The following is a 25084-nucleotide window of genomic DNA, read 5'->3' as shown; positions in this document are numbered from 1 at the left end:
ACAAAAAGGGCCCCGGAGGGCCCTTTCACATTCAAATGCCGAAAAATCAGCTCTTGTGGGCGGCTAGCCAGCTGCCGGAATTGAGCTGGGGGGCGAGGCCCTGTTTGCCGAGAAGTTCGAAGGCGCGCTTGTACCAGTCGCTGGACGGGTAGTTGTGGCCGAGGACGGCAGCGGCGGACATGGCTTCGTTGGTGAGGCCGAGCAGCAGGTAGCCTTCGGTCAGGCGGTAGAGAGCTTCTTCGATATGCGTGGACGTCTGCCACTTTTCGACCACTTCGCGGAAGCGGTTGATGGCGGCGGTGTATTCGCCATTGCCGAGATAATAGCGGCCGACCGACATTTCCTTGCCGGCGAGCTGGTCATAGGCGACGAGGAGCTTTTCCTTGGCGTCCTTGGCATATTCGGAATTCGGGTAGTTCGAAATCAGCAGGTTATAGGTGTCGATGGAATCGCGCGACAGCTGCTGGTCCCTGGTGATGTCCTTGATCTGACCGTAATAGGACGTGCCCTTGAGCCAGAGGACATAAGGAACGTCCTTGCCGTTGGGATAGAGCGCCATGAAGCGGTCAGCGGCGAGGATCGCTTCGTTGAACTTGCCGATGCGATAATTGGCATAGACCTGCATCAGCTTGCTCTTCTCGGTCAGCGCATCGCGCGGATGCTGGCGATCGAGCTGTTCAAGCTTCTTGATGGCGGTCTGGTAATACTGGCGATCCATGTCGTCCAGCGCGCCCTGATAAAGAGCGGCAGCCGGAACGATAGGCTCTTCCTTGAGCTTGGGAGGGCCAAACAGATTCATGCCGGCGCAAGCGGTGAGAACGGTAGCGAACAGACCCACGGCGGCAAATCGGACTGCCCAATTCGCCATCTGGCTTACAACTTTAACAGTCACGAAGTGCCCCGTTCTCAAACTTCCACAAGCGATTGCGGCGTAATTAGTAATTGGATCAAAACTGTGGCATGGCGACCGGCGGAGCCGGTCAGCGCACGGACCGGAGATAGTGGCGAACGCCCAATCCTTCCGGATGGTCGTCGAAAGCCTCGACTTCCAGCGGCAGATCCTCGGCGTTGACTATCTCATAATTGGCTTCGCTCGCAAAGAGACTGGCGAGGACATGGGCATTGAGCGCGTGTCCGCCCTTGTAGGAACGGAAGCGGCCCCAGATGGGCAGGCCACCAAGCGACAGATCGCCAATGGCGTCGAGCAGCTTGTGGCGCACGAATTCGTCTTCGTAGCGCAGGCCATTGGGGTTGAGCACCCGGTCTTCGTCGACCGTGATCGAATTGTCGAGGCTGGAGCCGAGCGCATAGCCGGCCTGGCGCAGCGCCTTGGCGTCGCGGGCAAAGCCGAAGGTGCGGGCGCGGGAAACGTCATCGAGATAACGGCGCGGCGTCCAGTCGAAGATCATGCGCTGACGGCCGATGACCTTGGAGTCGAAGTCGATCTCGAGGTCGAGCGCCCTTCCATTGTAAGGCTCAAGGGCGGCGAAGGCGTCGTTGTTGCGCACGGTGACGGCGCGGATGATTTTCAGAAACTTGCGCGGAGCCGGCTGCGATTCCAGCCCGATTTCCATGATGGCGGTGGCGAAGGGATGCGCGCTGCCATCGAGAATGGGGCATTCCGGGCCATCGACGGTGATGAGCGCGTTATCGACGCCCATGCCGGACAGCGCCGAGGTGACGTGCTCGACGGTCGCGACGCTGACGCTGTCGCCGAGATCGAGCGTGGTGCACAGGGTCGTGCGGCTGACGCGCGAGAAATGCACGGAAACGGGCTGGGTGATGCGGCCCTCGCCCAAATCGCGGCGAATGAGGAAGCCGCTATCGGCAGGTGCCGGGCTGATCGTGAGATTGACAGGCGCAGCGGAGTGCACGCCGTATCCAGAAAAGGTAACTTCACCGGATAGCGTGCGCTGGCGTGTGGACATTTTTTTCATACTTTACTTACTCCACCCCCAAGGGTCTCACGCTCGCGCAACTGTTAGCCAAAAAAAACTCGGCGCGGAAGCCGCGCCGAGTAACGTTTACAGAGTTCTCTTTAAGAGACTTTAACCGTGCTTGCGGAGGAAAGCGGGAATTTCGAGGCTGTCCTTCTGGGGCGCAGCGGTCTGGGCACGACCCTGATTGTCGAGGCTGCCGCGAGCGCCTTCAGAAGCGGGCGGAACGCGGGAAGTCCTTGCGCCGCCTGCTTCAATTGCACTGCGGGCGGCAGCGTCATCGGCCATGCTGGAGGCTGGTTCGCGACGCGGCTCGACCTGCGGCTGCCCCAGGTTCAGACCCACATTGGAGGCCAGGCGCTTGAAGAGAGCGCGGGCATTGCGCGGCTCTTCGGCATGACGATCCTGCGCCTGCTGTGACTGGCGTGCAACAACCGGAAGCTCCTCGGTGCGCGGCATGCGGCGCTGGCCATCGGGCCGGGCTGCGCGCGACGGCACATAAACGCTCGGAACCGGCTTTTCTTCAACCATTGGAGCCTCTTCCGGCTCCGAATGCAGTTCGGCCGCGGGCATATAGGGCTCAACGACGATACCGTCGTCTTCCATGTAATGCTGCTGGGAAGCGGCGGGACGTTCGGCGGCAAAAGCCTGGGCAACGGCCGATTCGACTTCGAAGCCGATATCTTCGATCAGTTCAGCAGTCGGCTCGGGCGCTGGAGCCGCAGCGCGGGCGGTTTCGACCGGCACGTGGCGGCGAACGGCGAGCGGCGTGCGCGAGGCATGCGGCTTGGCCGGCTCGAGAGCCTGGACCATGGTAGCGTCGGTGCCGGTGGCGACGACGGACACGCGGATGGTGCCGGTGAGGTCCGGATCGTAGGTGGCGCCGAGGATGATATTGGCGTCGGAGTCGACTTCCTCGCGGATGCGGCTGGCGGCTTCATCGACTTCGTAAAGGGTGAGGTCGGGACCGCCGGTGATGGAGATGAGGAGGCCACGGGCGCCCTGCATCGAGACATCATCGAGGAGCGGGTTGGCAATGGCTGCTTCGGCAGCGTGGCGGGCACGATCTTCGCCCGATGCTTCGCCGGTACCCATCATCGCCTTGCCCATGCCGCGCATCACGGCGCGAACGTCGGCGAAGTCGAGGTTGATCAGGCCCTCTTTGACCATCAGGTCAGTGATACAGGCAACGCCGGAGAACAGCACCTGGTCGGCCATCGCAAAGGCGTCGGCGAAGGTGGTCTTCTCGTTGGCGACGCGGAAGAGATTCTGGTTCGGAATGACGATCAGCGTATCGACATGGCGATGCAGCTCGTCGATGCCATCCTCGGCAAGACGCATGCGGCGATTGCCTTCGAAATTGAACGGCTTGGTGACCACGCCAACCGTCAGAATGCCCTGCTCGCGGGCAGCGCGGGCGATGACCGGTGCGGAACCGGTGCCGGTGCCGCCACCCATGCCGGCGGTGATGAACACCATGTGCGAGCCGGAGAGATGGTCGTTGATCTCGTCCCAGCTTTCTTCTGCGGCCGCGCGACCAACTTCGGGGTGCGAACCGGCGCCGAGGCCTTCGGTTACACCGACGCCGAGCTGGATGATGCGCTGGGCCTTCGAGAGGGCCAGGGCCTGGGCGTCCGTATTCGCCACCACGAAATCGACGCCGCTAAGACCGGATTCGATCATGTTGTTGACGGCGTTACCCCCGGCGCCGCCGGCACCGAAAACAGTAATGCGGGGCTTGAGTTCCTGGATATCGGGGATCGTGAGATTGATGGTCATTTATGGCTTGGCCCCATAGGTGGCGTGGTTAGGTAAAGATTTACCCGCCAATTCGTTAACCAGAGCCTAACAATTGTCCCAACCGCGTTAACTTCTACGCAAATTGCGAGACAGTACGGTTACCCATTCATGACCCGTTAACCGCCAGCACGCCCGCAAACCCGCTTGACAGCCGGACTTTTATTTCATAACCAAATATGAATATATCCTTCTGGTTATTTATTAAGAGAGGAGAATGTGATGACCAAGCTGATGCCGTGCCTGTGGTTCGACGACCGTATCGACGAGGCAATCGAGTTCTATACGACCACTTTCAAGGATTCGAAGGTGGTCAACCGCGTACGCAATGCTCCCGATTCTCCCACCTTCACGGCGGTGATCGAGCTGGCGGGGCAGCAAATCTTCCTGCTCAACGGGGGGCCGCGGTTCCCCTTCACTGAGGCGGTCAGCATAATGATCGAGTGTGACGGTCAGGCGGAGGTCGACCAATATTGGAACGCCTTCGTCGATAATGGCGGCGAAGAGAGCATGTGCGGCTTCTCTTGGCAGGTGGTGCCGAGGCAGATCTACGACACCGTGCTCGGGCCGGACAAGGAAGGCGCGAGCCGTGCCATGCAGGCGATGATGGGGATGAGGAAGCCGGTGGTTGCGGAGTTGGAGAAGGCTTATGCGGGCGGCTAGGGCGCCGTTACCCCCACCTAGCCTCCCGCTGGTAGGGGGAGGGATCTGCCGGTGGCACACCAACAGTGGCGCAAACTCGATGGGTCCCTCCCCCTACCAGGGGGAGGCTAGGTGGGGGTTAGATCCAACCCAAGACTAGCCAACCCCCACACCAATGATAGGCTCCTCCCCGGAGGGGCCATTATGAACCAGCAAGACATTATCGCCGCCGCAAAAACCGCGTTCGCAGGTGACGAGGCCGTACGCGGCCTCTTTCTTTCCGGCAGCTTTGGACGCGGTACGGCGGATGAGTGGAGCGATGTGGATTTGCTCGCCGTCGTTGGCAAGGACGATCAGCGTGGCGTTGCAGATCGCTGGCGGAAGGCGCTAAGCGCGCTGGCGCCTGTGGTCTATTGGAATGAGCTGGAGCGCGGCGGGTTTCTGATCAATGCAGTGACCGAAGACTGGTTACGCTGCGACCTCAACATCGTCACGCCTGAAAATTTCGGCCGCCGCGCGAAGAATACGGTAAGGCCGCTGGTCGATCGCGACGGGGTTTATGATTGGCTGCCCGATAGCCTGCCGCCCAGGCAGCCGGACAAGGGCACGGTCAGCTATCTCATCCACGAATTCATTCGCATGCTGGGGCTGATGCCGGTGGGGCTGGGGCGCAGGGAATATGTGACCATGGTGCTCGGCGTCGGCATGATGCGCGGGCATCTCGAGGCCTTGCTGATGCAGGACGTGAGCAATCCCGACCCGGGTGGGATTTTGCATCAGTCCAAGCTGCTGCCGCCCGAGCAGATGGATTTGCTCAAGTCCCTGCCCTATCCCGGTCCGAAGCGGGAGGCATTGATCGAGGCCAATTTTGCGATCGCGCGGGAGTTCATGCCGCGTGCAAAGGCAATGGCAGAGCGGCTGGGTATTGTATGGCCGGACGCGTTTGAAGCGGCGACGCGGAAGCGGTTGGCGGCGACATTGGGGGGCGAGGCGGGGCGGTCGTGGTGAGGCTGATATCGGAGCACCCCCTCCTAGCCTCCCCCTGATAGGGGGAGGAATCTCTCCGCGTTTGGGGTCAGATTGAGTTCTAACCACAAGGCGGTCCCTCCCCCTATCAGGGGAGGTTAGGAGGGGGTATGCCAACCTAAGCGGCCCGCGCCGTCCTTAGGGCCCTCGACCACCAGACGATATCGTTTAGCACCGGGCCTGTCGTCTCATCAAGATAGGGGAAATCGGCGAAGGTCTTGCCATCCCTGAGAAAGCCCAGCATCTCGGTCATGCCGATATGGACAGCCTGCTTGAGCGTCGCCACGTGCAATTCGGCCAGGATGCCGCGCAGGTGTTCGACGGCCCGGGAGCCGCCCGCCGAGCCATAGCCGACAAAGCTCGCCGGCTTCCGGCCGAATTCGGGATAGATGGAGTCGAGGGCATTCTTGAGCGCGGCCGAGATGCTGTGATTATATTCGGCGGTCACGAAGATATAGCCGTCGAGGCTGGCGATCTTGTCGGACCAGCGCCGCACTTCCGGGTTCTCGGAGGGTGCGTAGATGGGCGAACGATCTTCGGCAAAGAGCGGCAAATCATAGTCGCGCAGGTCCACGATTTCGAATTCGGCATCGTCGCGCTGGCGGGCGATATCATAGAACCATTCGGCCGGTCTGTGGCCGAAACGGGCCGGACGCGTCGTGCCGATAATGATTCCGATCCGAGGTTTGTCAGTCATATCCATTCACTTTCATTCACGACCTGGGCAGCGCCCGGGACAGGTGAACGAAAGATAGGAAAGCGCCTAACCCACGGACAAGACGGCACATTTTGTAGCCAAGCGAACAAATTTGTTCGCCAAGTGGCCTATTCGGGGGCGTCGAAGCGCTGGCGCGAGCGTTCGATATCTTCGTGGTTCTCGAAGCCCCAGCTGGCGAAATCCTTCACCGCCAGCAGGAGGCTGCGCCCGCGCTCGGTCAATTCATATTCGACACGCGGCGGCACGGCGGGAAAGACTTCCCGCAGCACCAGCCCATCCCGCTCCAGCCGGCGCAAGGTCAGGGTCAGCATGCGCTGCGACAAAGCAGGCAAGGCCTTCTCGATGTCGCTGAAGCGCTGCCGCCCATCGCGCGAGAGGGTGCCCAGCACGGGGCCGGTCCACTTGTCGCCCAGGGTGAACAGAATGTCCCAGCCCGGCCGGCAATTATCCGGCAGATGGGCGCCACTGCGCTTATAGATCTGCTTGCTCATGCCACCAATGTAAGGCGAATGATCCGGTTTTAGAAGCTCGACCGGAGCCAGTTGCCGACGCGGGCGATGTAGCCGTCGGTGCCGGTGAGGCGGCGGGAGGTGCGCGGCTCGACATATTCCTGGGCGCAGACCTGGGGATAGACCAGCATGCCGGCGACGGTGGAAAAGGCGGCGCTCTTGGCGATTTCGGGGAGGCCGGCAATGCCCATGGGACGGCCGTTGCGGACGTTGCGGGCAAGCGTACGGCGAGCAACTTCGGGGAGGCCGGTGAGTTCGCTGCCGCCGCCCGTGAGGACGAAGCGGCGGCCGCAGATGTCCATCATGCCGGTGGCCTGCATGCGGTCGCGGATGGCGGTGAGGATTTCCTCGATGCGCGGGCGCATGATTCGGGTGAGGACCGAGCGGGCCACCTGCCCCGGCGCTTCATCGAGCGCGGCGCCGACGGGCTGGATGGCGATCATGTCGCGCTCGTCGGCCTGGCCGGGCAACACGGAGCCGTAGAGAGTTTTGAGGCGCTCGGCATCGGCCACACTGACCGACAACTGGCGGGCAATGTCGAGGGTCAGGTGATGGCCGCCGATGGCGATGGCGTCGGCATAGACCAGGTGCCCATCGTTGAAGACGGAAACCGTCGTGGTGGCACCACCGAAATCGAGGCAGGCGACGCCAAGCTGGGCTTCGTCATCGACGAGGCTGGCAAGACCCGAGGCATAGGGTGTCGCGACGAGCGCTTCGATCTGCAGGTGGCAGCGGTGCAGCACCAGTTCGAGATTGCGCATGGCGAGGGTTTCGGCGGAGATCACGGCGACATCAACGCCAAGCTTTTCACCCACCATGCCCTTGGGATCTCGAATGCCCTTCTGGCCATCCAAGGCGTAACCGATCGGTAGCGCATGGATGATCGAGCGTTCGGGGCGGACGGAGCGCGAATTGACCGCTTTCAAGACGCGAACGATGTCGGTCTTTTCGACTTCCTGGCCATCGAGCGAGACAGCGGCGGAGAAGGTTTCCGAACCGAGGCGACCGGCCGTGACATTGACGAGAACGGATTCCAGCGTCAGGCCCGCGGCGCGCTCGGCCATGCCGACGACATTGCGGATGGCCTGTTCGGCCTTTTCGATATCGGTGACGACGCCGCTCTTGACGCCCGAAGATGGGCCATAGCCAAAGCCGATCACTTCAGCCTGATGCGAGCGAGCGCGCAGGGCCTTGCCCTCGGCGCGCGGCACGAGGCGGGCGATGACGCAGCAGATCTTGGTGGAGCCAATATCGAGCACCGCGACAAGGGTAGCCTTGCCGAGTTGAACGGGCCGCAACCGAGATGTCATCGCATCGGTCATCATGATTTTTCGGTGTCTTCACGTTTGGTCGGACGAACGGCGACGACGCTATCAACCCGTAGGTCGATGACGGAAATGTCGCGATCGAGCAATTGGAACTGGGATTGGTAACCGGCAAGTTTCACCAGCGCCTGAGCAACGCCCTGCTCGGGAAGCTGAATGCGGAGGCCGGTGTCATAGATCATGTCCCAGCGCCGGTCGGCAATGCGAGACAAGGCCACGAGGCCCTCCTGCAATTGCGGCACATGGCTGAGGGCGCGGATCATGACGAGAGCGTCGTCCGCAGCACCATCGCCGATGACGAGCGGCAGGTCGGAATAGGCGCCGCCATCTTCCCCGATCTGCGCGCCGGTCGAATCGATCACGAAGGTGATGCCATCGACGCGCCAGCGCGCGACGGGAACGTGTTCGGTTACCGAAACCGAGACATCGGCCGGATAGGTCTTGCGGACCGTAACGGTATCGATGGCGGGAAGTTCGGAAATGCGCTCGCGGGCAGCTTCGACATCGAAGGCCAGGGTGGACGTATCGGGCTGAATGGCGAGGGCGTCGAAAATCGCCTGCTCGGACGTCAGGGTCTGGCCGGAAATGGAGATTTCGCCGACCGAGAGGCCAGCATCGGCAAAGCCGCCCTGCGCCAGGGTCGAGAGCGCAACGACGCCCGTGCCGATGGGCTCATGGGCGGCATAGACGGCCGTGGCGCCAGCCAGCAGGCCCGCCACCATGAAGGTGCGGCGGATGGCGGCGCCGTGAAGAACGAAGGCGCGATTGAAACGATTGTTGACACGCTGCAACGGGGAGCGACGCGCCGGGACAGGCAATTTGCGGGGATCGACGGGACGAGCCCCGGCGAAAAATGCCTCGCTCTTTACCTGTTGCAACTCGCATCCTCCACCAGCCAGGCGCATAGCTCCGAATAGGAGTGGCCCGCATGAGCAGCTTGTTCGGGCGCCAGAGACACCTCGGTCATACCCGGCTGGGTGTTGATTTCGAGGAGTACCAGTTCACCATCCTCGCCTGCCGCATCGTTGTAGCGGAAATCGCACCGCGTCAGTCCGCGACAGCCGAGCGCCGCATGAGCGGCTAAACTGAATTGTTGCACTTTGTCGTAAATTTTCGGTTTCAACTGCGCGGGCAGAACGTGGACGGCGCCACCATTGCTGTACTTGGCTTCGTAGTTGAAAAAGGTGCGGTCGGTGATGATTTCGGTGACGCCGAGGGCCACGTCGCCCATGACCGCGCAGGTGAGTTCGCGGCCGGGAATGAAGCGCTCCACCATCATTTCTTCGCCCGAGGTCCAGTCCTCGCGCAGCAGCTCCTGCGGCGGATGGCTGGTTTCGGCCTTGACGATGAAAACGCCGAAACTGGAGCCATCGGCGATCGGCTTGATGACATAGGGCGGCGCCATGACATGGGCGCGGGCGGCCTCGGCGCGGGGGACGATGACGTGATCGGTGACCGGAATACCGGCGGCCTTGAAGAGGATTTTCGCCTGATGCTTGTTCATGGCGAGGGACGAGGCCAGGACGCCCGAATGGGTATAGGGGATTTCGAGAAGTTCGAGCACGCCCTGAATCATGCCGCTTTCCCCGAAGGGACCGTGTAGGGCGTTGAAGGCAACGTCGGGCTTGAGGCGGGCCAGCACGTCGGCGACATCGCGGCCGACATCGACCTCGGTCACTTCGTAACCGGCTTGGCGAAGGGCAGCAGCGCAACCTGCACCGGTCATGAGGGAAACGGGGCGCTCATTGGACCAGCCACCCATGAGAACGGCGACGTGCTTGGTCATTTCGTTTCCTCGCCTATGAGTGCGCCAAGTTCGCCCGGCAAAGCCGCGGCCCATTGGGTGATGTTGCCGGCGCCGAGGCAGACGACATAGTCGCCGTCTTCGACGCGCGAGGCGATCAGGGCCGCGAGGTCTTCGGGCTTGTCGAGAACGCGCGCGTCGCGATGGCCGCGGGCGCGGATGCGGTTGACCAGTTCCTCGTGGGTCACGCCCGGCAGCGGCTGTTCGCCCGCGGCGTAGATGGGGGCGACGATGACCGTATCTGCGTCGTTGAAGCAGGCGGCGAAATCATCGAAGAGATCTTTGACGCGCGAATAGCGGTGCGGCTGGACGACGGCGACGACATCGCGGCGGGCGGACTGGCGCGCGGCTTTGAGGACCGCGGAGATTTCGACGGGGTGGTGGCCGTAGTCATCGATGATGGTGACGCCACCGACTTCGCCGGTTTTGGTGAAGCGACGTTTTACGCCGGTGAAACCTTTGAGGCCGCGGCGGATCGCTTCGGCGGGAACGTGGAGCTGATCGGCGACGGCGATGGCGGCCGTGGCGTTGAGCGCATTGTGAATGCCGGGCATGGGCAATTCGAGACCATCGATGCGGAGCTGGGTCTGGCGGATGCGGTCGCGAATTTCGACGGAGAAATGCTGCACCCCGTCGCGGTTCTCGATATCGAGCAGGCGCACATCGGCCTGCGGGTTCTGGCCATAGGTGATGACGCGACGATCGCGGATTTCGCCGACCAGCGCCTGCACTTCGGGGTGGTCGAGGCACATGACCGCGAAGCCATAAAAGGGCACGTTCTCGACGAACTGATGGAAGGCGTTCTTCACGCCTTCGAAGTCGCCGTAATGGTCGAGGTGCTCGGGGTCGATATTGGTGACGACGGCAACGTCGGCGGGGAGCTTTGTAAAAGTGCCGTCGGACTCGTCGGCCTCGACCACCATCCATTCCCCTGCCCCAAGGCGCGCATTGGTGCCGTAGGCATTGATGATGCCGCCGTTGATGACAGTGGGATCGAGATTGCCGGCGTCGAGAAGCGTCGCGACGAGGGTCGTCGTCGTGGTCTTGCCATGGGTTCCGCCGATGGCGATGGCAGTCTTGAAACGCATGAGTTCGGCCAGCATTTCGGCGCGGCGCACGATGGGCAGCGCGCGGGCGCGGGCAGCGACCAGCTCGGGATTGTCTTTCTTGATGGCCGAAGAGACGACGACCACTTCGGCCTTGCCGAGATTATCGCCGCTCTGGCCGATTTCGACCTTGATGCCCATGTCTAGCAGGCGCTGGACATTGGGATTGAGCGAGGCGTCGGAGCCCTGGACCGTATAGCCCTGATTGTGCAGGATTTCGGCAATGCCGCTCATGCCGATGCCGCCGATGCCGATGAAGTGGACCGGGCCGATATTGCGGGGCATTTTCATGAGGCGGATTCCAGTGTGTTTGTGCCCTGGCCGGCCAGGCTTTCAGCGAGGTCGGCGAGCTTTTCAACGGCGCGAGGCTGGCCCAGGGCCTGAGCGGCGCGGGCAGCCTTGGCAAGGCTTGATGGGTCGGTAAACAATTCTTCGAGGCGAGTGGCAAGCGATTGCGGCGAAAGCGCGGCCTGTTCCATCACCCAGCCACCGCCGCCCGCTTCAACCACAAGAGCATTGTTCTTCTGATCGGCATCGAGCGCGCCGGGCAACGGGATGAGGATCGAGGGCCGGCCGATGACCGTCAGTTCGGCAATGGTCGAGGCGCCGGAGCGGCCGATGACGAGGTGGCCCTGGGCGATGCGCTCGGGCAGATCGGTGAAGAAAGGCGCGAGTTCGACGCTCGTACGCGAGACGCGATAGACTTTGGTGACTCGATCAAGGTCTTCCTGGCGCACCTGCTGCACGATGCGGAGACGCGAGCGGAGGGCATCGGGCAAGAGCGAAATAGCCTCGGGCACAATGTCGGAGATGGCGCGAGCGCCCTGGCTGCCGCCGAAGACGACGAGGTTGATGGGGCTGGCGGCGGAAAATTCCGGAAAGGGGCTGGCGGCGATGGCGCGAACGCGGTCGCGGACGGGATTGCCGGTGAGGACCTTTTCGAGGCCCTGATCGTCGGCAAAGCGCGTCTTGGCAAAGCTCAGGGCCAGCACATCGGCAAAGCGGCTGAGGGCGCGGTTGGCGCGGCCCATGACGGCGTTTTGCTCGTGGAGGATGCCGGGAATGCTCAGAAGGCTCGCCGCGATGAAGGGCGGAAAGGTTGGATAACCGCCAAAACCGATCACGGCGTCGGGCCGGAGGGCGCGCAGGATGCCGAAGGATTTCGCAACGCCGCGGGCAATGGTGAAACTGGCGGTCGCGAACTTGAACGGATTGGAAAGGCTCGGCGTGGCCGACGGGACCATGTGAATGCGGCGGGCCGGAAAATCCTGGCCATAACCTTCGACGCGATGGTCGGTCATCAGCTCGACGGCATGGCCGCGGCGGATCAGTTCCTGCGCGAGGGCCATGGCGGGAAAGAGATGGCCGCCGGTACCGCCGGCCATAAGGACGAAGGTTTTCATTCGGCGGGAGCGACCACGGCGCTGCGATAGGATGGAATGCCAGTCGTCATGCGCTCCTCGGGTTTCGTTCTTGTCATGGCCAGCATCAGCCCCATGCCGAAGGCGACGGCGATCATCGACGTGCCACCGTAGGACACGAATGGCAGCGTCATGCCCTTGGGGGGAATCAGATTGAGATTCACCGCCAGGTTGATGCCCGACTGCATGGCAAACTGGATGGCGATTGTGGAGGCGGCAAGGCGGGCAAAAAGGCTTTGCTGGCGCTGTGCACCCATCATGGCGCGGAGGACGATGAAGGCGATGAGGCCGACCAGCGCCATGCAGAACAAAATGCCGTATTCGCCGGCGGCGGCGGAGAAGACATAGTCGGCGTGGGCGTCGGGGATCAGCTTTTTGGCCATCGACTCGCCGGGACCACGGCCGAACCAGCCGCCTTCGGCCAGCGACTGCAGCGCGCGGTCGATCTGGTAGGTATTGCCGCCGCCCTCGGGGTTAAGGAAGGTATCGATGCGGCGCGCGAAGTGCGGGAAGAAGGCGTAGGCGCCGACCAGCAGGCCGCCGGCAGCACCGGCAAGGCCAATGATGATCCACCAGGAAATGCCGGAGAGAAACAGCAGCACGGCCCAGGTGGCAAGGATCAGCGCGGTCTGGCCGATGTCGGGTTGGAGCAGGAGGCCGGAGACGATGATCAGCATGAGCGCGGTCGCGATAAGGCGGCCGGGCACGTTGCGATGGATCATGAATTCGGAAAACAGCCACGCGCCGATGACGGCAAAGGCGGGCTTTACGAATTCGGACGGCTGCACGGACTGGCCCGCAAAGGACATCCAGCGGCGGGCACCCTTCACTTCCGTGCCGAAGCGCAGCGTGGCCCAAAGGAGGATCGTCATGACGATCAGCGTGCCGAGCGCAGCGAAGCGGGCCTGACGGTGACTCATCATCGAGGTTGCCAGCATGACCGGCACGGCGAGCACGCAGAACAGGGCGTGGCGAATGACAAAGTGCCATTCGTTGAGGCCGATGCGCTCGGCGACCGGGGGGCTGGCCGCGAGGCTCAGCACCATGCCGCAAATGAGGAGCAGAATCAGGCCGCTGAGCAATTCGCGGTCAATCGACCACCACCATTCGGCGAGGGGCGTTTTTTCGGCGCGGGAGAACATCATGGGGCTGAGCCGGCTACTCGATACAAACTGCAGACAATTGTACCGAGTGGTAGTTACCGATTTGGTAAGGGATTTCGCGTTTTGCGAGTCAGCCTGTGGACATAAACGAAGAGGCGGCCCTGAGGCCGCCCCTTGCACCAATCGCCCCGGGAGACGAAGTGGACGATTGGCGAAAGGTTAGTTCCAGACGGCGATGTCCGAAATAGTACCGTCGACACCCTCGATCGCGCCCCATTCCTCCGCGACGCCGGTTTCGAGATCGACAGTGTAGAGCGTGTTGTCGACGACGAGATAGGCCGTGTTGGTCAGGTCTTCAGTCGAATGGATATCGAAGGCGTAGGAGGACCCGCCATCGATGCCGAGCTTGCCGATCGCGGCGAGCGTGCCGTCATTGGGCGAAACCTGCTGGATCAGCCCGACGATGATGGCGTCGATGTCATACATCGCGGTCGCTTCGGGCTTGCCGAAGGAGTTGATATAGGCGGCTGCGACGATGGCGGGCGTTTCGCCGGCATGCATGTCGGTAGCTTCGAAGGCAAGCGAGCCATCGACGGTTACGGCGCCATCATCGACATTGACGCGGTGATTGGTGCCATCTGTGCCCATCAGGCGGAGACGGTCGGCCATCGGGTTGAAATCGACGATGGCGCCTTCGTAGCTCGGGAGCTTTTCGGAGAGGGTAGACTTGACCGTGGCGGCGCCGGTGGCGGTGTCGATGGTGACGACTTCGCCCGAGAGGGTAACGCCGTAGAGAAGATTGTCGGCGGGACGCTGATCGATGCCGGCCAGGCCATCGACGCCGGTTACTTCGACGGTGGCGCTGGCGGCGCGGGTTTCGGTGTCGAAAGTTACGAGCTTATTGCCATCGACAAGCGCAATGGCGGTCGCGGCGTTTGCAGCGCCGATGGCGAGGCCCGAGGTGGCAAGAGCAAGGGCGGCAATAAGGGAAATGCGGGCGGTAGCAGGCAATTGAGGTCTCCTCGTTGGACACGACCGGGATGCGCAAAAGACGCATCGGGCCCCGTGAGCGATTGGGGGGACGATTGCTATCGTCAGCCGTAGCTACGGATCGAAACGAGGAGAGTTTCAGAAAACCTGAGAATTGCGGTCACGGGGACGTGACCGCACGAGCTTAGCGCAGCTTCAGGCTCGAAAGGCCGATCAGGGCGAGCACGAAGGAAATGATCCAGAACCGGATGACCACCTGGCTTTCGGTCCAGCCGAGATGCTCGAAATGGTGGTGGATGGGTGCCATTCGGAAGACGCGTTTGCCGGTCAGGCGGAAGGACGCCACCTGCACGATCACCGAGACGGTTTCGAGTACGAACAGGCCACCGATAATGCCGAGGACGATTTCGTGCTTGGTGGCGACGGCGATGGTGCCGAGAGCGCCGCCAAGGGCCAGGGAGCCGGTATCGCCCATGAAAATCTGGGCGGGCGGGGCGTTGAACCACAGGAAACCGAGGCCGGCGCCGATCAAAGCGCCGCAGACGACGGCGAGTTCGGCCGTGCCGGGAACGGCGTTGAGCAGCAGATAATCGGCATAATTCTGGCTGCCGACGAGGTAGGCGATGAAACCAAAACAACCGGCAGCGACCATGACCGGGACGATGGCGAGGCCATCGAGCCCGTCGGTGAGGTTGACCGAATTACCTGCGGCGACGACGACGAAGCCGCCAAAGAGAATGTAAAAGTAGCCGAGATTGACCGCGAGGTCTTTGACGAACGGGAAGAGCAGCGAGGTGCCATAGGACCCGGCGGCGAGCTGGGAGATGGCGAAGGCCGCGATACAGCCGATAATGGCTTCGAGCAGCAGGCGCTGGCGCGAGCCAAAGCCCTTGTGGCTCATACGTTTGACCTTGAGATAGTCGTCGTAAAAGCCGATGGCGCCGAAGCCGATGGTGACGAAGAGCACGACCCAGACATAGCCATTGCTCAGGTTCGACCACAGTAGGGTCGAAATGACGGCCCCCGAGAGGATCATGAGCCCGCCCATGGTCGGCGTGCCCTTTTTGGTCAGCAGGTGCGTTGCCGGACCGTCTTCGCGGATCGGCTGGCCCCTGCCCTGCTTGAGGCGCAAAAGCGCGATCATGCCCGGACCGAACATGAAAACAAAGAACAGCGCCGTGATCATCGCGCCCGCGGTGCGGAAGGTGATGTAGCGGAAGACGTTGAACGCGGCGAGGGAGTCACCCAACTGGCCGAGAAAATAGAGCATGCTCTCTTAAAGTCCTGATTGGGCGCTTTAACGCTGTTCAAACTTGTCTTTGATCGCGGCAACAAGGCGGGAAAGCCCGACGCCGTTCGATCCTTTGACCATAACTGCATCACCATAGGCAAGCGCCGCAAGTAGCTCGGGCAAGGCTTGGTCCACGGTTGTGAAATGCTGGGAAAAGAGCGTGGACGGCAGCGATTGTGCCAGATGCGCCATTGACGCGCCCACGAGATAAACCTTGTCCGCGCCGCTGGCTCGTACGGTATCGGCAAGGCCGGCATGGAGCGCCGGGCCAGCGTCGCCCAATTCGAGCATATCGCCGAGCACCACTATCTTCTTGCCATCGGGCGCGAAGACCGAGCCGAAGACATCCAGCGCCGCGGCCATCGAGGCGGTATTGGCGTTGTAGCTTTCATCGATGAGCAGCAGCGGTTTTTCTTTCGGGCCCAGATGGATACGCTGACCGCGGCCCGGCTGCGGACCGAAGCCGGCGAGCGCTCGCAGGGCGGTCTCGGGGGCGATGCCGGCGATGGTGGCGACGGCCAGTGCCGCAGTGGCATTGCTCAACATGTGGCGGCCGGCGACGCCGATGGTGAGGGCGTAGCGGGTGTCGCCGTTGAAGACGGTGGCAAAGCTGCGGTCACCGGCCGTTTCGGCATCGACAATCTGCCAATCCACGCCGCGGGCGAAGCCGAAGGTGACGACGCGACCGACGCCAGCCGCCTGCGCGGCTTCGAGGAGGAGGCCGATCTGGGGATGGTCGGCATTGATGACGGCGGTGCCGCCGGCTTCGAGACCATCGAAAATTTCAGCTTTGGCGCGGGCAATGGCTTCGATACTGCCGAGCTTTTCGAGATGCGCGGGGGCCACGGTGGTGATGACGGCGATATGGGGCCGCACCAATTGGCTGAGAGGGCGGATTTCATCGGGGGCGTTCATGCCCATTTCGAAGACGCCGAACTGGGCCGTCTCGGGCATGCGGGCGAGCATCAGCGGCACGCCCCAGTGATTGTTGAAGCTCTTGATGGAGGCGTGGGTTTCCCCGGCCGCCTCGAAGACGACGCGCAGGGCCTCCTTGGTGGTGGTCTTGCCGACGCTGCCGGTGACGCCGACGATGAGGGCGCGGCTGCGGGCGCGGGCGGCGCGGGCGAGATCGACAAGACCGCCGAGGGCATCGGGGACGGTGACCCGCCCCGGCCCGGTGCCGCGGCTGACGAGAGCTGCCGCAGCGCCATTGGCGAGGGCGGTATCGACGAAATCGTGGCCATCGAAGCGGTCGCCCTTGATGGCGACGAAAAGCGCCTCGGGGCCGATTTCGCGGGAATCGATGGAGATGGAGCGAATGGCGTCTGTCGTGACGCCGGTCGCGTGGCCGCCGGTGGCGGCTAGGATGGCGTCGAGGGTGAAGAGGGGTTGGGTCATGAGATATTCCGCGTTGGAGCGGTCCATTTTGCGGAGGCCGTCTCGCGCTCAATTGTCACCCCGGCGCAGGCCGGGGTCCATCTCCAGATCTCAGGATGGGCCCCGGCCTGCGCCGGGGTGACAGCCGGTAGGTGAGGGATGCATTTTGCGTCAAACACCACGACCGCCTCTCTATTCACGGCGTCATTCCCGCGAAAGCGGGAATCTTAGGGACCGTAAGGGAGATTCCCGCTTTCGCGGGAATGACGCGGCGGCCGGGGCGACCTAACCTTGCCTCAGCCCTTGATCGCTTCGGCCACGACTTCGTGGTCGGAGAAGTGGTGTTTGGTGGTGCCGATGATCTGGTAGGTCTCGTGGCCCTTGCCGGCGACGAGCAGGACGTCGCCTTTTTGCAGGGATTTGATGGCCGTTTCGATGGCCTTCTTGCGGTCGGCAATTTCCTTGGCCCCCTTTGCCTCGGCCAAGATCTGGGCGCGAATGGCAGCGGCGTCCTCGGTGCGCGGATTGTCGTCCGTCACGATAACGTCATCGGCAAGCTCGCTGGCAATTGCGCCCATTTGGGGGCGCTTGCCCTTGTCGCGGTCGCCGCCACAGCCGAAGACGACGCGGAGCTTGCCCTTGACGTAGGGGCGCAGGGTGTGGAGCGCGGTGCGCAAGGCTTCGGGCTTGTGCGAATAGTCGACGAAGATTGCGGCGCCCTTATATTCGCCGACGAGTTCGAGGCGGCCAACGGCGCCCACGAGCTCGGGGAGAGCGGCAAAGGCGTCGTTCTTGTCGACGCCGGATGACATGGCGAGGGCCGCAGCAATCAAGGCGTTCGACACCTGGAATTCGCCGGGGATCTGCAGGTGGAAATCCACCAGTTCGCCGATGTGGCGGATCTGAACGCGCTGGCCGTAGCCTTCGGGCTGGATCGAGATGATCTCGATATATGCCCCTTCCCGACCGACGGTGAGAAGGGTCGCATTGGCCGAGAGCGCGGCGAACATGAAGGGTTCGTATTCTGGATCATCGACATTGACGATGGCAGCGCCGCCATCGACCAGAAGATCGGAGAAGAGCCTCAGCTTGGCGTTGCGGTACTCGTCCATATCCTTGTGATAATCGAGATGGTCGCGGCTGAGATTGGTGAAGGCGACGGCCTCGAAGTGAATGCCATCGAGCCGGCGCTGATCGAGGCCATGGCTTGATGCTTCGACGGCGACATGATCGACGCCCTGGGCGCGAAGGGCACGCAGCGCCTGATGCAGCGTGCGCGAATCCGGCGTCGTCAGCGCGCCTTCGATGGTGCGCGTAGCGGTCTGTACGCCGAGCGTACCGACGCTGGCGCCGGGCACGCCGGCATGATCCCAGATCTGGCGGACGAAGGAAGCGACGGAAGTCTTGCCATTGGTGCCGGTGACGGCAACCGAGATTTCCGGCTGCGGCTCGAACACGCGCGAGGCAGCGCGGGCATAGGAAGCGCGCACATCCTTGACGACGATAACCGGCACGCCCGGATCGCCGACAGGATGAATGTCGGTGACGACGGCGAGCGCCCCGCGGTGCACGGCATCGCTGATGAATTCATTGCCATGGACCTTCTGGCCCGGCAGAGCAAAGAAGATATCGCCCGGCTCGATGCGCCGGCTGTCCGAATTGAGGCCAAAGACCGTGCCCAACCCCTTCTTGGGGCGGGCGCCAGAACCTTCGAGCAGTTGCGAAACGCTAAGAGACACGAATCAATATCCTTCTGGAAAGATCCGCCGGACTTCGGGCGGAACGATCTGCTGATCAAGCAATCCCTCGAAATCCGGGGCAATGCCAAGCATGGGCGCCACACGCTGCACAACCCTGCCCGTCAGCGTCCCGGCGTTCCAGCCGGCCGTGGTGCCGGACTGTGGGTTTTCCGCCTTCGGCTCGTCCACCATGATGACCATGGCATAGCGCGGATTATCGAGTGGGAAGGCAGAGGCAAAGAAGTTTGTGACCTTGTTGGACGAATAGCGGCCATCGACCACCTTTTCGGCCGTACCAGTCTTGCCGCCGACGCGATAGCCCTGCGCCGCCTTGTTCATCTGCGAACCCGAGCCGCCAGTCGAAATGGCGTTGAGGCGCATGAGATAGCGCATATAGGCGCTGGTCTGGGGCTGGATCACCCGCTCGTAAAGCGGTTCGGCGGCGGCAACGCTGCGCTTGTAGAGGGTCGGCGCGATATAATTGCCGCCATTGACCAAAGCGGCATAGGCCGTGAGCATATGGAGGGGCGAAACCGACAGGCCGTGCCCGAAGGACGCGGTGGCGGCGCCGACTTCCGAAAATTCCTTGGGGACGCTCGGGACGCGCATTTCGGGCAGTTCGAACTGCACGCGCTGGTCGAATTTCAGGCGGCTGAGGAAGGCGCGATAATTGTCCTTGCCCATCGCCTGCATGATGCGGATCGTGCCGATATTGGACGAGTATTTATAGACCTCGGGCAAGCTCAGGATGCGGTGCTTGCCGTGGAAATCGTCGATGGTGTAGCGGCCGAAACGCACACCGTAACGAGCGTCGAAATCGTCGGTGATGCGGACCAGACCGCTATCGAGGGCGCCGGCCAGCGTCACGGTCTTGAAGATCGAGCCGGGCTCGAAAATACCCGATGTGACGCGGTTGAACGTGTCTTTGACGAGCGCCGAAGCCGGATCGTTCGGATTGAAATCCGGCAGCGAGGCCAGGGCGATGATTTCGCCGGTATAGATATCGATCATGGCGCCGGCGGCGGCGATGGCCTGGTAGCGCGTCATGGCATCGACGAGCTGATCGTGCATCACATGCTGCACGCGCATGTCGATGCTGAGTTCGACCGGGGTCAGCGCATTGCCGCGCGCGAGGCCGAGTTCTTGCAGCAGCGCGATGGATTCGGTGTCCATGTGGCGCTCGATGCCCGCAATGCCCTGATTGTCGACATTGGTCGAGCCGAGCACATGGCTGGCCTCGTTCATGGCCGGGTAGAAGCGCTTGGATTCGGTGATGAAGTCGATGCCGGGAATGCCGAGGCGCATGACCTGCTCTTCGATCGCCGGGGTCAGTTCGCGCCTGAGCCAGACAAAGCCCTTGTCGCCGGTCAGGCGATTGCGTAACCACTCCTCGCTGAGATCCGGCAGCACGGTGCGCAGCTTGGTCACAGCCTCTTCGATATCGATGATGCGGCGCGGCTCGGCGTAGAGCGAGGGCACGCGAATATCGACCGCCATTTCGAGACCGTTGCGATCAAGGATCGGCGGGCGGGTCGCGGTGATGGCGTCGCGCGTCTGGCCTTCGATGGTCGTATCGGTTTCGACCATGCCGAGCTGAACCAGACGCCCACCAACGGCGCCAAAACCGAGCACCAGCGCCAGGATCATCCAGCGGATACGCGCCTGGGTGAGATTGCCACGCGCCTTGCGCACGCCGTCGAGCGAAATGGTGGGAACATGACCGTCTGCAGTTAAGGTCATTCGATCCCCTCCAGTTCGAGAATGGCATCGATGGGGTCGATGCCCGCATCAATAGCGAGGAAAAGCGCATCCATAGCCGCCGAATCGGGCTTGGCCGGGCGCATCGGCAGGTCGGCAAAAGAACCGAACTGCTTCTGCTGCACCTGGCTGACGCCGAGTTCCGCTTCATGACGGCGCACGATCGGCTCGACATAGGCGGGCTGATTGAGCACAGCCCAATCGGCCTTGAGCGTGGTCAGATCGTCTTCCTGCTCGGAAATATGGATCTGCAACTGGGTGCGCTCGGCAGCAGTGCCTTCGATGGAAAATTTCAGCATATAGACGCCGACCAGCATGACGATGCTGGTGCAGATCAGGAATATATTGAGCTGCCGGATCATGCAGTACCTCTGACGACGGGCACGCCGAGTTGATCATGCGAGACGGCGCGCGCATCAATATCGGTCCGAATGGCACTGCGCAGTACGGACGAACGCGAGCGCGGATTGCGGTCCAACTCGGCCTTGCCGGGCTTGGTTGCCTTGGCGACGGGATCCCAACGCCGCGGATCGAGCTTGACCTGCGGCAGGTGGCGCGACTGGGCGGGGCCGCCCTTATCGGGATCAAAGAAGCGTTTGACGATGCGGTCTTCAAGCGAATGGAAGCTGACAACGGCGAGAACACCGCCCTCGGCGAGGAGACGCTCGGCTGCAAAAAGTCCTTCGACGAGCTGGTCGAATTCGCCGTTCACCGCAATGCGCAGCGCCTGAAAGGAGCGCGTGGCGGGATGGGCATCGCCCGGCTTGCGGCCGATGGCCTTTTCGATGATCCGCGCCAATTCGAGCGTGGTGGTAATGTCCGCGGTTTCGCGGGCAGCGACGATGAACTGGGCGATGCGGCGCGACTTGCGCTCTTCACCAAAGGCAAAGAGCAGATTGGCCAGCGCATCCTGTTCGAGATTGTTGACGAGATCGGCAGCGCTTTCACCGGACTGACTCATGCGCATATCGAGCGGCCCCTCGCGCATAAAGGAAAAGCCGCGCTCGCTCTCATCGAGCTGCATGGAACTGACACCAATGTCGAGCACCACGCCATGAATGGGCGCAAAGGGCGCAGCGAGCACGTCGAGTTCGGAAAAGGTGCCGGGAACGAAATGGAAGCGCCCCGGAAAATCGGTAGCGAGTCGATCGGCATGGGGCTTCACATTGGGATCGCGATCGATGGCGACAACGTCGGCGCCGGCTTCGAGCAAGGCGCGCGAATAACCGCCCGCGCCAAAAGTGCCATCGACGACACGCCTGCCAGCAAGCGGTGCAAATGCAGCCACAACCTCATCCAGAAGGACGGGGACGTGGGGTGCATTCACCACCGGGGATTCGGGCAGGTGCCGCTTGCCCATACTGACCAAAACTCCAATTCGGGCCGCAGCAATCGAGCACAGACCATTTCCGACATTTGCATGTGGACGCTTAAGATTCTGTTTCCCATTCGCCGCCCCGTTGCCCCGGATCAAATCCGCAGCAGAATTAATCTATATTATTGCGGCCACGACTCATTCAGGCCATGAAAGGGGACTTTCCAACGGAACCCTTCATGCCGATAACCAGTAAGTCATTCGTCCGCTCGACAGCCTTGCTCCTGCTGGTCGGACTGCTCGCACTGCTGGGGATTATCGGGGCCAATATCTGGCTGGTGGAGCGCTCGCAGGGCTATTTCGACGAGGTTATCGAGGCCCGTATCGCCCGGCGCGTGGCCGTTGATCTGCGCTCGCAGCTTCAGGACCTCGAGACCGGACAGCGCGGCTTCATCATCACCCTCGATCCGGCCTATCTCGAGCCCTACACCAGCGCCCTGCCCCTCGTGGACGAGCAGATCGTTCGCCTGGGCGAAATTCTTGGCCCCTACCCTGAAGCGCAGGAGCCGCTCAAAACCCTCAAGGCGGACATTGCCTTCAAGATCGACGAGATGAACCGGACGATCAGCGAGGTGCGCTCGGGCAATCGCGAGGCCGCCATTTCCCTTATCAATACCAATGAGGGCAAACAGGCCATGGATCGTGTCCGGGCCTTTATCGATGGCCTGGTCGAAGCGGTCGATCTTCGTCTCACCGATGGCGTTGCCAATCAGCGCGGCACTCTGAACGCGCTGCGCTGGATTTCGATCATCGGTGGGCTTGTGATTCTGGCGGTGGTTTCAGGCGCGATGTGGGCCGTGTTCTCCTACACGAGGGAACTTGGCCTTGCCCGCCGCGAGGTCGAGGAGGCCAATTCCGGGCTGGAAGAGCGGGTGCGCGAACGCACGGCCGACCTCGGCAAGGCCAATGAGGAAATCCAGCGTTTCGCCTATATCGTGACGCATGACCTGCGCGCGCCGCTCGTCAATATCATGGGTTTTACCAGCGAACTCGAAACCAGCATCTCGGTGTTGCGCAGCTATATGGAGAGCAAGCCGGCTGAAGAGGATCCCTTTTTCGTCGAGGCACGCGAGGCGGCGACTGAAGATCTGCCGGAGGCCATTTCCTTTATCCGCGCTGCGACCCGCAAAATGGATGGCCTTATCAACGCCATCCTGAAGATTTCACGCGAAGGCCGGCGGCAACTCAAGCCAGAGCTTGTTGATATACGCGAAGTGGCCGAGACATCGTCCGCGGCGGTGCATCACCAATTGGCCGACAATGGCGGGCTGATCGAGACCGATGTGCGCGTCGGCAAGCTGGTGACGGACCGGCTGTCGATCGAGCAGGTCCTTGGCAACCTCCTCGACAATGCAATCAAGTATCAGGAGCCCGACCGCGCGCTCAAGGTGGCCATCCGCGCCAAGCACGCGCCGGGCAATCGGGTCGAGATCGAGGTCGAGGACAATGGCCGCGGCATTGCCGACACCGATCACGAGCGCGTCTTCGAACTCTTCCGCCGCTCGGGCAAGCAAAGCCAGCCCGGCGAGGGCATTGGCCTTGCCCATGTGCGCACCATGATCAGAAGCCTTGGCGGCGACGTGACACTGCGTTCGACGTTCGGCCAAGGCACCACTTTCATCATCAATCTGCCGCGCGACCTGCGCAGCCATCTGGGGACTTCCAGCCAATGAACGACGCGCGGCCTGTAACCATCATCATGATCGAGGACGATGAGGGCCATGCCCGCCTCATCGAAAAGAATATCCGGCGCGCCGGCGTCGCCAACCAGATCGTGCCCTTTACCAATGGCACGGAGGCCCTCGCCTATCTATTGGGACCAGACGGAACGGGTGCGGTCAACAAGGGCCGGCAATTGCTGGTGCTGCTCGACCTCAACCTGCCCGACATGACGGGCATCGACATCCTCGAAAAGGTCAAGGGCAACGACCACACCAAGCGCTCGCCGGTTGTCGTGCTGACGACCACGGACGATCAGCGCGAAATCCAGCGCTGCTATGATCTGGGCGCGAACGTCTATATCACCAAACCCGTTGATTATGAGGGATTCGCCAACGCCATTAAGCAGTTAGGCCTGTTCTTCTCCGTCATGCAGATCCCTGAGGCCGACTAAAACCATGCCCAATCGCACGCCGCATGTGCTCTACATTGACGATGACCCGGGCCTTGCGCGCCTGGTCGAGAAAGCCATGCTGCGCCGTGGCTATCTCTATGATCACGTCAATAGCGGCGAAGAAGGGCTTGAGCTGATCCGCAAGGGCGGCATCGATGTGGTGGTGCTCGACCACTATCTGCCGACCGGCACGGGTCTCGATGTGCTCGAAGCTCTCAGCGAATTCGAGGAAAAGCCGACAGTCGTCTATGTGACAGGCTCGGCCGAAACGGCCGTGGCCGTGTCGGCGCTGAAGGCCGGCGCCACCGACTATGTGCCCAAGACGCTGTCCGAGGAGTTCATGGAACTGCTCCTGACCGCAATCGAGCATGCCATCGAGCGAGTGCGCCTCAACCGCGCCAAGACCAAGGCCGAGCGCGAAACGCTGGAGGCGCGAGAACGCGCCGAAATGCTGCTGGGCGAAGTCAATCACCGTGTCGCCAATTCGCTGGCCATGGTGGCGGCACTGGTCGGCTTGCAGGCCAATGCCGTGACCGACGCCGAAGCCAAAAGTGCGCTGGCGGAAACGCAGGCGCGCATTCACGCCATCGCCGGCGTCCATCGCCACCTCTACACGTCGGAAGATGTCCGCTCGGTTCAGGTCGCCGACTATATCAGTTCGCTAGTGGGCGAACTCGAAACATCGGTGCAACTCGAAGGTCAGACGGCGAGCCTCAAGGTGAGCGTTGAGCCCCTGCAGCTCGCGACCGAAAAAGTGGCTTCGCTCGGCGTCATGCTGATCGAGCTTGTGACCAACGCCCTCAAATATGCCTACACCGGCCGCGAAGCCGGCGAGGTCCGCATCTTCCTTGCCCGGCGCGATGATCAGCTGGAGCTGCGGGTCGAGGACGATGGCATCGGCTGGGGCGGCACAGGCAAGCCACAGGGCACCGGCCTTGGCAGTCGCATCGTCAAGGCAATGGCGCACTCGCTCGGGGCAAATGTGAGCTACGAGGCCGAGGGTGCAGGAACGCGCGTGCGGGTGACGTTCAGCGCTTAGATGGCAGCTGTGTT

Annotated in this window: 23 protein-coding genes; 5 read left to right on the top strand and 18 right to left on the bottom strand. The window is 62.2% G+C overall.

Translation table 11 applies throughout. The features are described 5' to 3' along the window. Nucleotides 1-46: 46 nt before the first annotated feature. The 3 genes from ASD83_RS01045 to ftsZ all read right to left on the bottom strand — a co-directional run bounded on the left by ASD83_RS01045 (nt 47) and on the right by ftsZ (nt 3716). Nucleotides 47-892, bottom strand: coding sequence for an outer membrane protein assembly factor BamD (locus ASD83_RS01045; RefSeq protein ID WP_156385674.1), 846 nt, complete (start codon nt 890-892; stop codon nt 47-49). 88 nt (nt 893-980) lie between these two features. Continuing rightward, nucleotides 981-1937 (bottom strand): UDP-3-O-acyl-N-acetylglucosamine deacetylase, encoded by a 957-nt coding sequence (gene lpxC / locus ASD83_RS01040; protein WP_082560890.1) that lies wholly within the window; start codon nt 1935-1937, stop codon nt 981-983. A 111-nt stretch (nt 1938-2048) separates the two neighbouring features. Next, nucleotides 2049-3716 (bottom strand): cell division protein FtsZ, encoded by a 1668-nt coding sequence (gene ftsZ / locus ASD83_RS01035; protein WP_056307102.1) that lies wholly within the window; start codon nt 3714-3716, stop codon nt 2049-2051. A 240-nt stretch (nt 3717-3956) separates the two neighbouring features. Between ftsZ and ASD83_RS01030 the strand changes: the two genes are divergently transcribed. Together ASD83_RS01030 and ASD83_RS01025 are read left to right on the top strand one after the other, a co-directional pair. Then, a complete protein-coding gene (locus ASD83_RS01030) occupies nt 3957-4397 on the top strand; it encodes a VOC family protein (RefSeq protein ID WP_056307100.1) in 441 nt (146 codons plus the stop codon). 183 nt (nt 4398-4580) lie between these two features. Then, nucleotides 4581-5384, top strand: coding sequence for an aminoglycoside 6-adenylyltransferase (locus ASD83_RS01025; RefSeq protein ID WP_056307098.1), 804 nt, complete (start codon nt 4581-4583; stop codon nt 5382-5384). A 136-nt stretch (nt 5385-5520) separates the two neighbouring features. On the opposite strand, the gene ASD83_RS01020 is transcribed toward ASD83_RS01025, so the two are convergent. From ASD83_RS01020 to rsmH, 15 genes are all read right to left on the bottom strand, one after another. Next, nucleotides 5521-6099, bottom strand: a complete 579-nt coding sequence (locus ASD83_RS01020; protein ID WP_056309770.1) for an NADPH-dependent FMN reductase — start codon at nt 6097-6099, stop codon at nt 5521-5523. 128 nt (nt 6100-6227) lie between these two features. Beyond that, the gene (locus ASD83_RS01015; protein ID WP_056307096.1) at nt 6228-6611 is read right to left on the bottom strand and encodes a winged helix-turn-helix transcriptional regulator; all 384 of its coding nucleotides are present in this window, start codon (nt 6609-6611) and stop codon (nt 6228-6230) included. A 29-nt stretch (nt 6612-6640) separates the two neighbouring features. Further along, nucleotides 6641-7954 carry a cell division protein FtsA gene (gene ftsA / locus ASD83_RS01010; RefSeq protein ID WP_156385673.1) on the bottom strand — a complete coding sequence of 438 codons (1314 nt, stop codon included), beginning with the start codon at nt 7952-7954 and terminating at the stop codon, nt 6641-6643. Further along, nucleotides 7951-8832, bottom strand: coding sequence for a cell division protein FtsQ/DivIB (locus ASD83_RS01005; RefSeq protein ID WP_162249104.1), 882 nt, complete (start codon nt 8830-8832; stop codon nt 7951-7953). Before ASD83_RS01005 ends, ftsA begins: the two co-directional genes overlap by 4 nt. Next, nucleotides 8820-9740, bottom strand: a complete 921-nt coding sequence (locus tag ASD83_RS01000) for a D-alanine--D-alanine ligase (RefSeq protein ID WP_056307092.1) — start codon at nt 9738-9740, stop codon at nt 8820-8822. Before ASD83_RS01000 ends, ASD83_RS01005 begins: the two co-directional genes overlap by 13 nt. Beyond that, nucleotides 9737-11155 carry a UDP-N-acetylmuramate--L-alanine ligase gene (gene murC / locus ASD83_RS00995; protein WP_056307091.1) on the bottom strand — a complete coding sequence of 473 codons (1419 nt, stop codon included), beginning with the start codon at nt 11153-11155 and terminating at the stop codon, nt 9737-9739. The genes ASD83_RS01000 and murC overlap by 4 nt, the downstream gene beginning before the upstream one ends. Beyond that, nucleotides 11152-12267, bottom strand: a complete 1116-nt coding sequence (gene murG / locus ASD83_RS00990) for an undecaprenyldiphospho-muramoylpentapeptide beta-N-acetylglucosaminyltransferase (RefSeq protein WP_056307089.1) — start codon at nt 12265-12267, stop codon at nt 11152-11154. The genes murC and murG overlap by 4 nt, the downstream gene beginning before the upstream one ends. Continuing rightward, nucleotides 12264-13427 (bottom strand): FtsW/RodA/SpoVE family cell cycle protein, encoded by a 1164-nt coding sequence (locus tag ASD83_RS00985; protein WP_056309767.1) that lies wholly within the window; start codon nt 13425-13427, stop codon nt 12264-12266. Before ASD83_RS00985 ends, murG begins: the two co-directional genes overlap by 4 nt. 180 nt (nt 13428-13607) lie before the next feature. Then, on the bottom strand, nt 13608-14399 hold the full coding sequence (locus ASD83_RS00980) for a DUF4394 domain-containing protein (protein WP_244489074.1): 792 nt from the start codon (nt 14397-14399) through the stop codon (nt 13608-13610). Nucleotides 14400-14562: 163 nt separating this feature from the next. Beyond that, nucleotides 14563-15648, bottom strand: a complete 1086-nt coding sequence (mraY, locus tag ASD83_RS00975; protein ID WP_056307087.1) for a phospho-N-acetylmuramoyl-pentapeptide-transferase — start codon at nt 15646-15648, stop codon at nt 14563-14565. A gap of 27 nt (nt 15649-15675) precedes the next feature. Further along, nucleotides 15676-17067 carry a UDP-N-acetylmuramoyl-tripeptide--D-alanyl-D-alanine ligase gene (locus ASD83_RS00970; protein ID WP_056309762.1) on the bottom strand — a complete coding sequence of 464 codons (1392 nt, stop codon included), beginning with the start codon at nt 17065-17067 and terminating at the stop codon, nt 15676-15678. A gap of 275 nt (nt 17068-17342) precedes the next feature. After that, nucleotides 17343-18785: a UDP-N-acetylmuramoyl-L-alanyl-D-glutamate--2,6-diaminopimelate ligase gene (locus tag ASD83_RS00965; RefSeq protein WP_056307085.1), complete on the bottom strand. Its 1443-nt coding sequence runs from the start codon at nt 18783-18785 to the stop codon at nt 17343-17345. A 3-nt stretch (nt 18786-18788) separates the two neighbouring features. Continuing rightward, a complete protein-coding gene (locus tag ASD83_RS00960; RefSeq protein WP_056307083.1) occupies nt 18789-20525 on the bottom strand; it encodes a peptidoglycan D,D-transpeptidase FtsI family protein in 1737 nt (578 codons plus the stop codon). Then, nucleotides 20522-20905: a hypothetical protein gene (locus tag ASD83_RS00955; RefSeq protein ID WP_056307081.1), complete on the bottom strand. Its 384-nt coding sequence runs from the start codon at nt 20903-20905 to the stop codon at nt 20522-20524. Before ASD83_RS00955 ends, ASD83_RS00960 begins: the two co-directional genes overlap by 4 nt. Continuing rightward, nucleotides 20902-21903 (bottom strand): 16S rRNA (cytosine(1402)-N(4))-methyltransferase RsmH, encoded by a 1002-nt coding sequence (rsmH, locus tag ASD83_RS00950; RefSeq protein WP_056307079.1) that lies wholly within the window; start codon nt 21901-21903, stop codon nt 20902-20904. Before rsmH ends, ASD83_RS00955 begins: the two co-directional genes overlap by 4 nt. A gap of 194 nt (nt 21904-22097) precedes the next feature. On the opposite strand from rsmH, the gene ASD83_RS00945 reads away from it, so the two are divergent. From ASD83_RS00945 to ASD83_RS00935, 3 genes are read left to right on the top strand one after another with little or no spacing between them, the layout of a single operon-like run. Further along, the gene (locus ASD83_RS00945) at nt 22098-23591 is read left to right on the top strand and encodes a sensor histidine kinase (RefSeq protein WP_056309760.1); all 1494 of its coding nucleotides are present in this window, start codon (nt 22098-22100) and stop codon (nt 23589-23591) included. Further along, entirely contained in the window at nt 23588-24031 is a 444-nt protein-coding gene (locus ASD83_RS00940) for a response regulator (RefSeq protein WP_056307077.1), read from the top strand. Before ASD83_RS00945 ends, ASD83_RS00940 begins: the two co-directional genes overlap by 4 nt. 4 nt (nt 24032-24035) lie before the next feature. Next, nucleotides 24036-25070, top strand: coding sequence for a histidine kinase dimerization/phosphoacceptor domain -containing protein (locus ASD83_RS00935; RefSeq protein WP_056307075.1), 1035 nt, complete (start codon nt 24036-24038; stop codon nt 25068-25070). Nucleotides 25071-25084: the final 14 nt, after the last annotated feature.

Source organism: Devosia sp. Root685 (genome assembly GCF_001427875.1).
Lineage (GTDB): Bacteria > Pseudomonadota > Alphaproteobacteria > Rhizobiales > Devosiaceae > Devosia.
The sequence above is the reverse complement of the archived record's forward strand: the minus strand, read 5'-3'. Positions and strand labels throughout refer to the sequence as shown.

Excerpts from the sequence above, each read along its gene's own strand:
- lpxC (WP_082560890.1), bottom strand. The coding sequence starts at position 1,937 with ATGAAAAAAATGTCCACACGCCAGCGCACGCTATCCGGTGAAGTTACC.
- ftsZ (WP_056307102.1), bottom strand. The coding sequence starts at position 3,716 with ATGACCATCAATCTCACGATCCCCGATATCCAGGAACTCAAGCCCCGC.
- ASD83_RS01030 (WP_056307100.1), top strand. The coding sequence starts at position 3,957 with ATGACCAAGCTGATGCCGTGCCTGTGGTTCGACGACCGTATCGACGAG.
- ASD83_RS01025 (WP_056307098.1), top strand. The coding sequence starts at position 4,581 with ATGAACCAGCAAGACATTATCGCCGCCGCAAAAACCGCGTTCGCAGGT.
- ASD83_RS01020 (WP_056309770.1), bottom strand. The coding sequence starts at position 6,099 with ATGACTGACAAACCTCGGATCGGAATCATTATCGGCACGACGCGTCCG.
- ASD83_RS01015 (WP_056307096.1), bottom strand. The coding sequence starts at position 6,611 with ATGAGCAAGCAGATCTATAAGCGCAGTGGCGCCCATCTGCCGGATAAT.
- ftsA (WP_156385673.1), bottom strand. The coding sequence starts at position 7,954 with ATGATGACCGATGCGATGACATCTCGGTTGCGGCCCGTTCAACTCGGC.
- ASD83_RS01000 (WP_056307092.1), bottom strand. The coding sequence starts at position 9,740 with ATGACCAAGCACGTCGCCGTTCTCATGGGTGGCTGGTCCAATGAGCGC.
- murC (WP_056307091.1), bottom strand. The coding sequence starts at position 11,155 with ATGAAAATGCCCCGCAATATCGGCCCGGTCCACTTCATCGGCATCGGC.
- murG (WP_056307089.1), bottom strand. The coding sequence starts at position 12,267 with ATGAAAACCTTCGTCCTTATGGCCGGCGGTACCGGCGGCCATCTCTTT.
- ASD83_RS00985 (WP_056309767.1), bottom strand. The coding sequence starts at position 13,427 with ATGTTCTCCCGCGCCGAAAAAACGCCCCTCGCCGAATGGTGGTGGTCG.
- mraY (WP_056307087.1), bottom strand. The coding sequence starts at position 15,648 with ATGCTCTATTTTCTCGGCCAGTTGGGTGACTCCCTCGCCGCGTTCAAC.
- ASD83_RS00970 (WP_056309762.1), bottom strand. The coding sequence starts at position 17,067 with ATGACCCAACCCCTCTTCACCCTCGACGCCATCCTAGCCGCCACCGGC.
- ASD83_RS00960 (WP_056307083.1), bottom strand. The coding sequence starts at position 20,525 with ATGACCTTAACTGCAGACGGTCATGTTCCCACCATTTCGCTCGACGGC.
- ASD83_RS00955 (WP_056307081.1), bottom strand. The coding sequence starts at position 20,905 with ATGATCCGGCAGCTCAATATATTCCTGATCTGCACCAGCATCGTCATG.
- rsmH (WP_056307079.1), bottom strand. The coding sequence starts at position 21,903 with ATGGGCAAGCGGCACCTGCCCGAATCCCCGGTGGTGAATGCACCCCAC.
- ASD83_RS00945 (WP_056309760.1), top strand. The coding sequence starts at position 22,098 with ATGCCGATAACCAGTAAGTCATTCGTCCGCTCGACAGCCTTGCTCCTG.
- ASD83_RS00940 (WP_056307077.1), top strand. The coding sequence starts at position 23,588 with ATGAACGACGCGCGGCCTGTAACCATCATCATGATCGAGGACGATGAG.
- ASD83_RS00935 (WP_056307075.1), top strand. The coding sequence starts at position 24,036 with ATGCCCAATCGCACGCCGCATGTGCTCTACATTGACGATGACCCGGGC.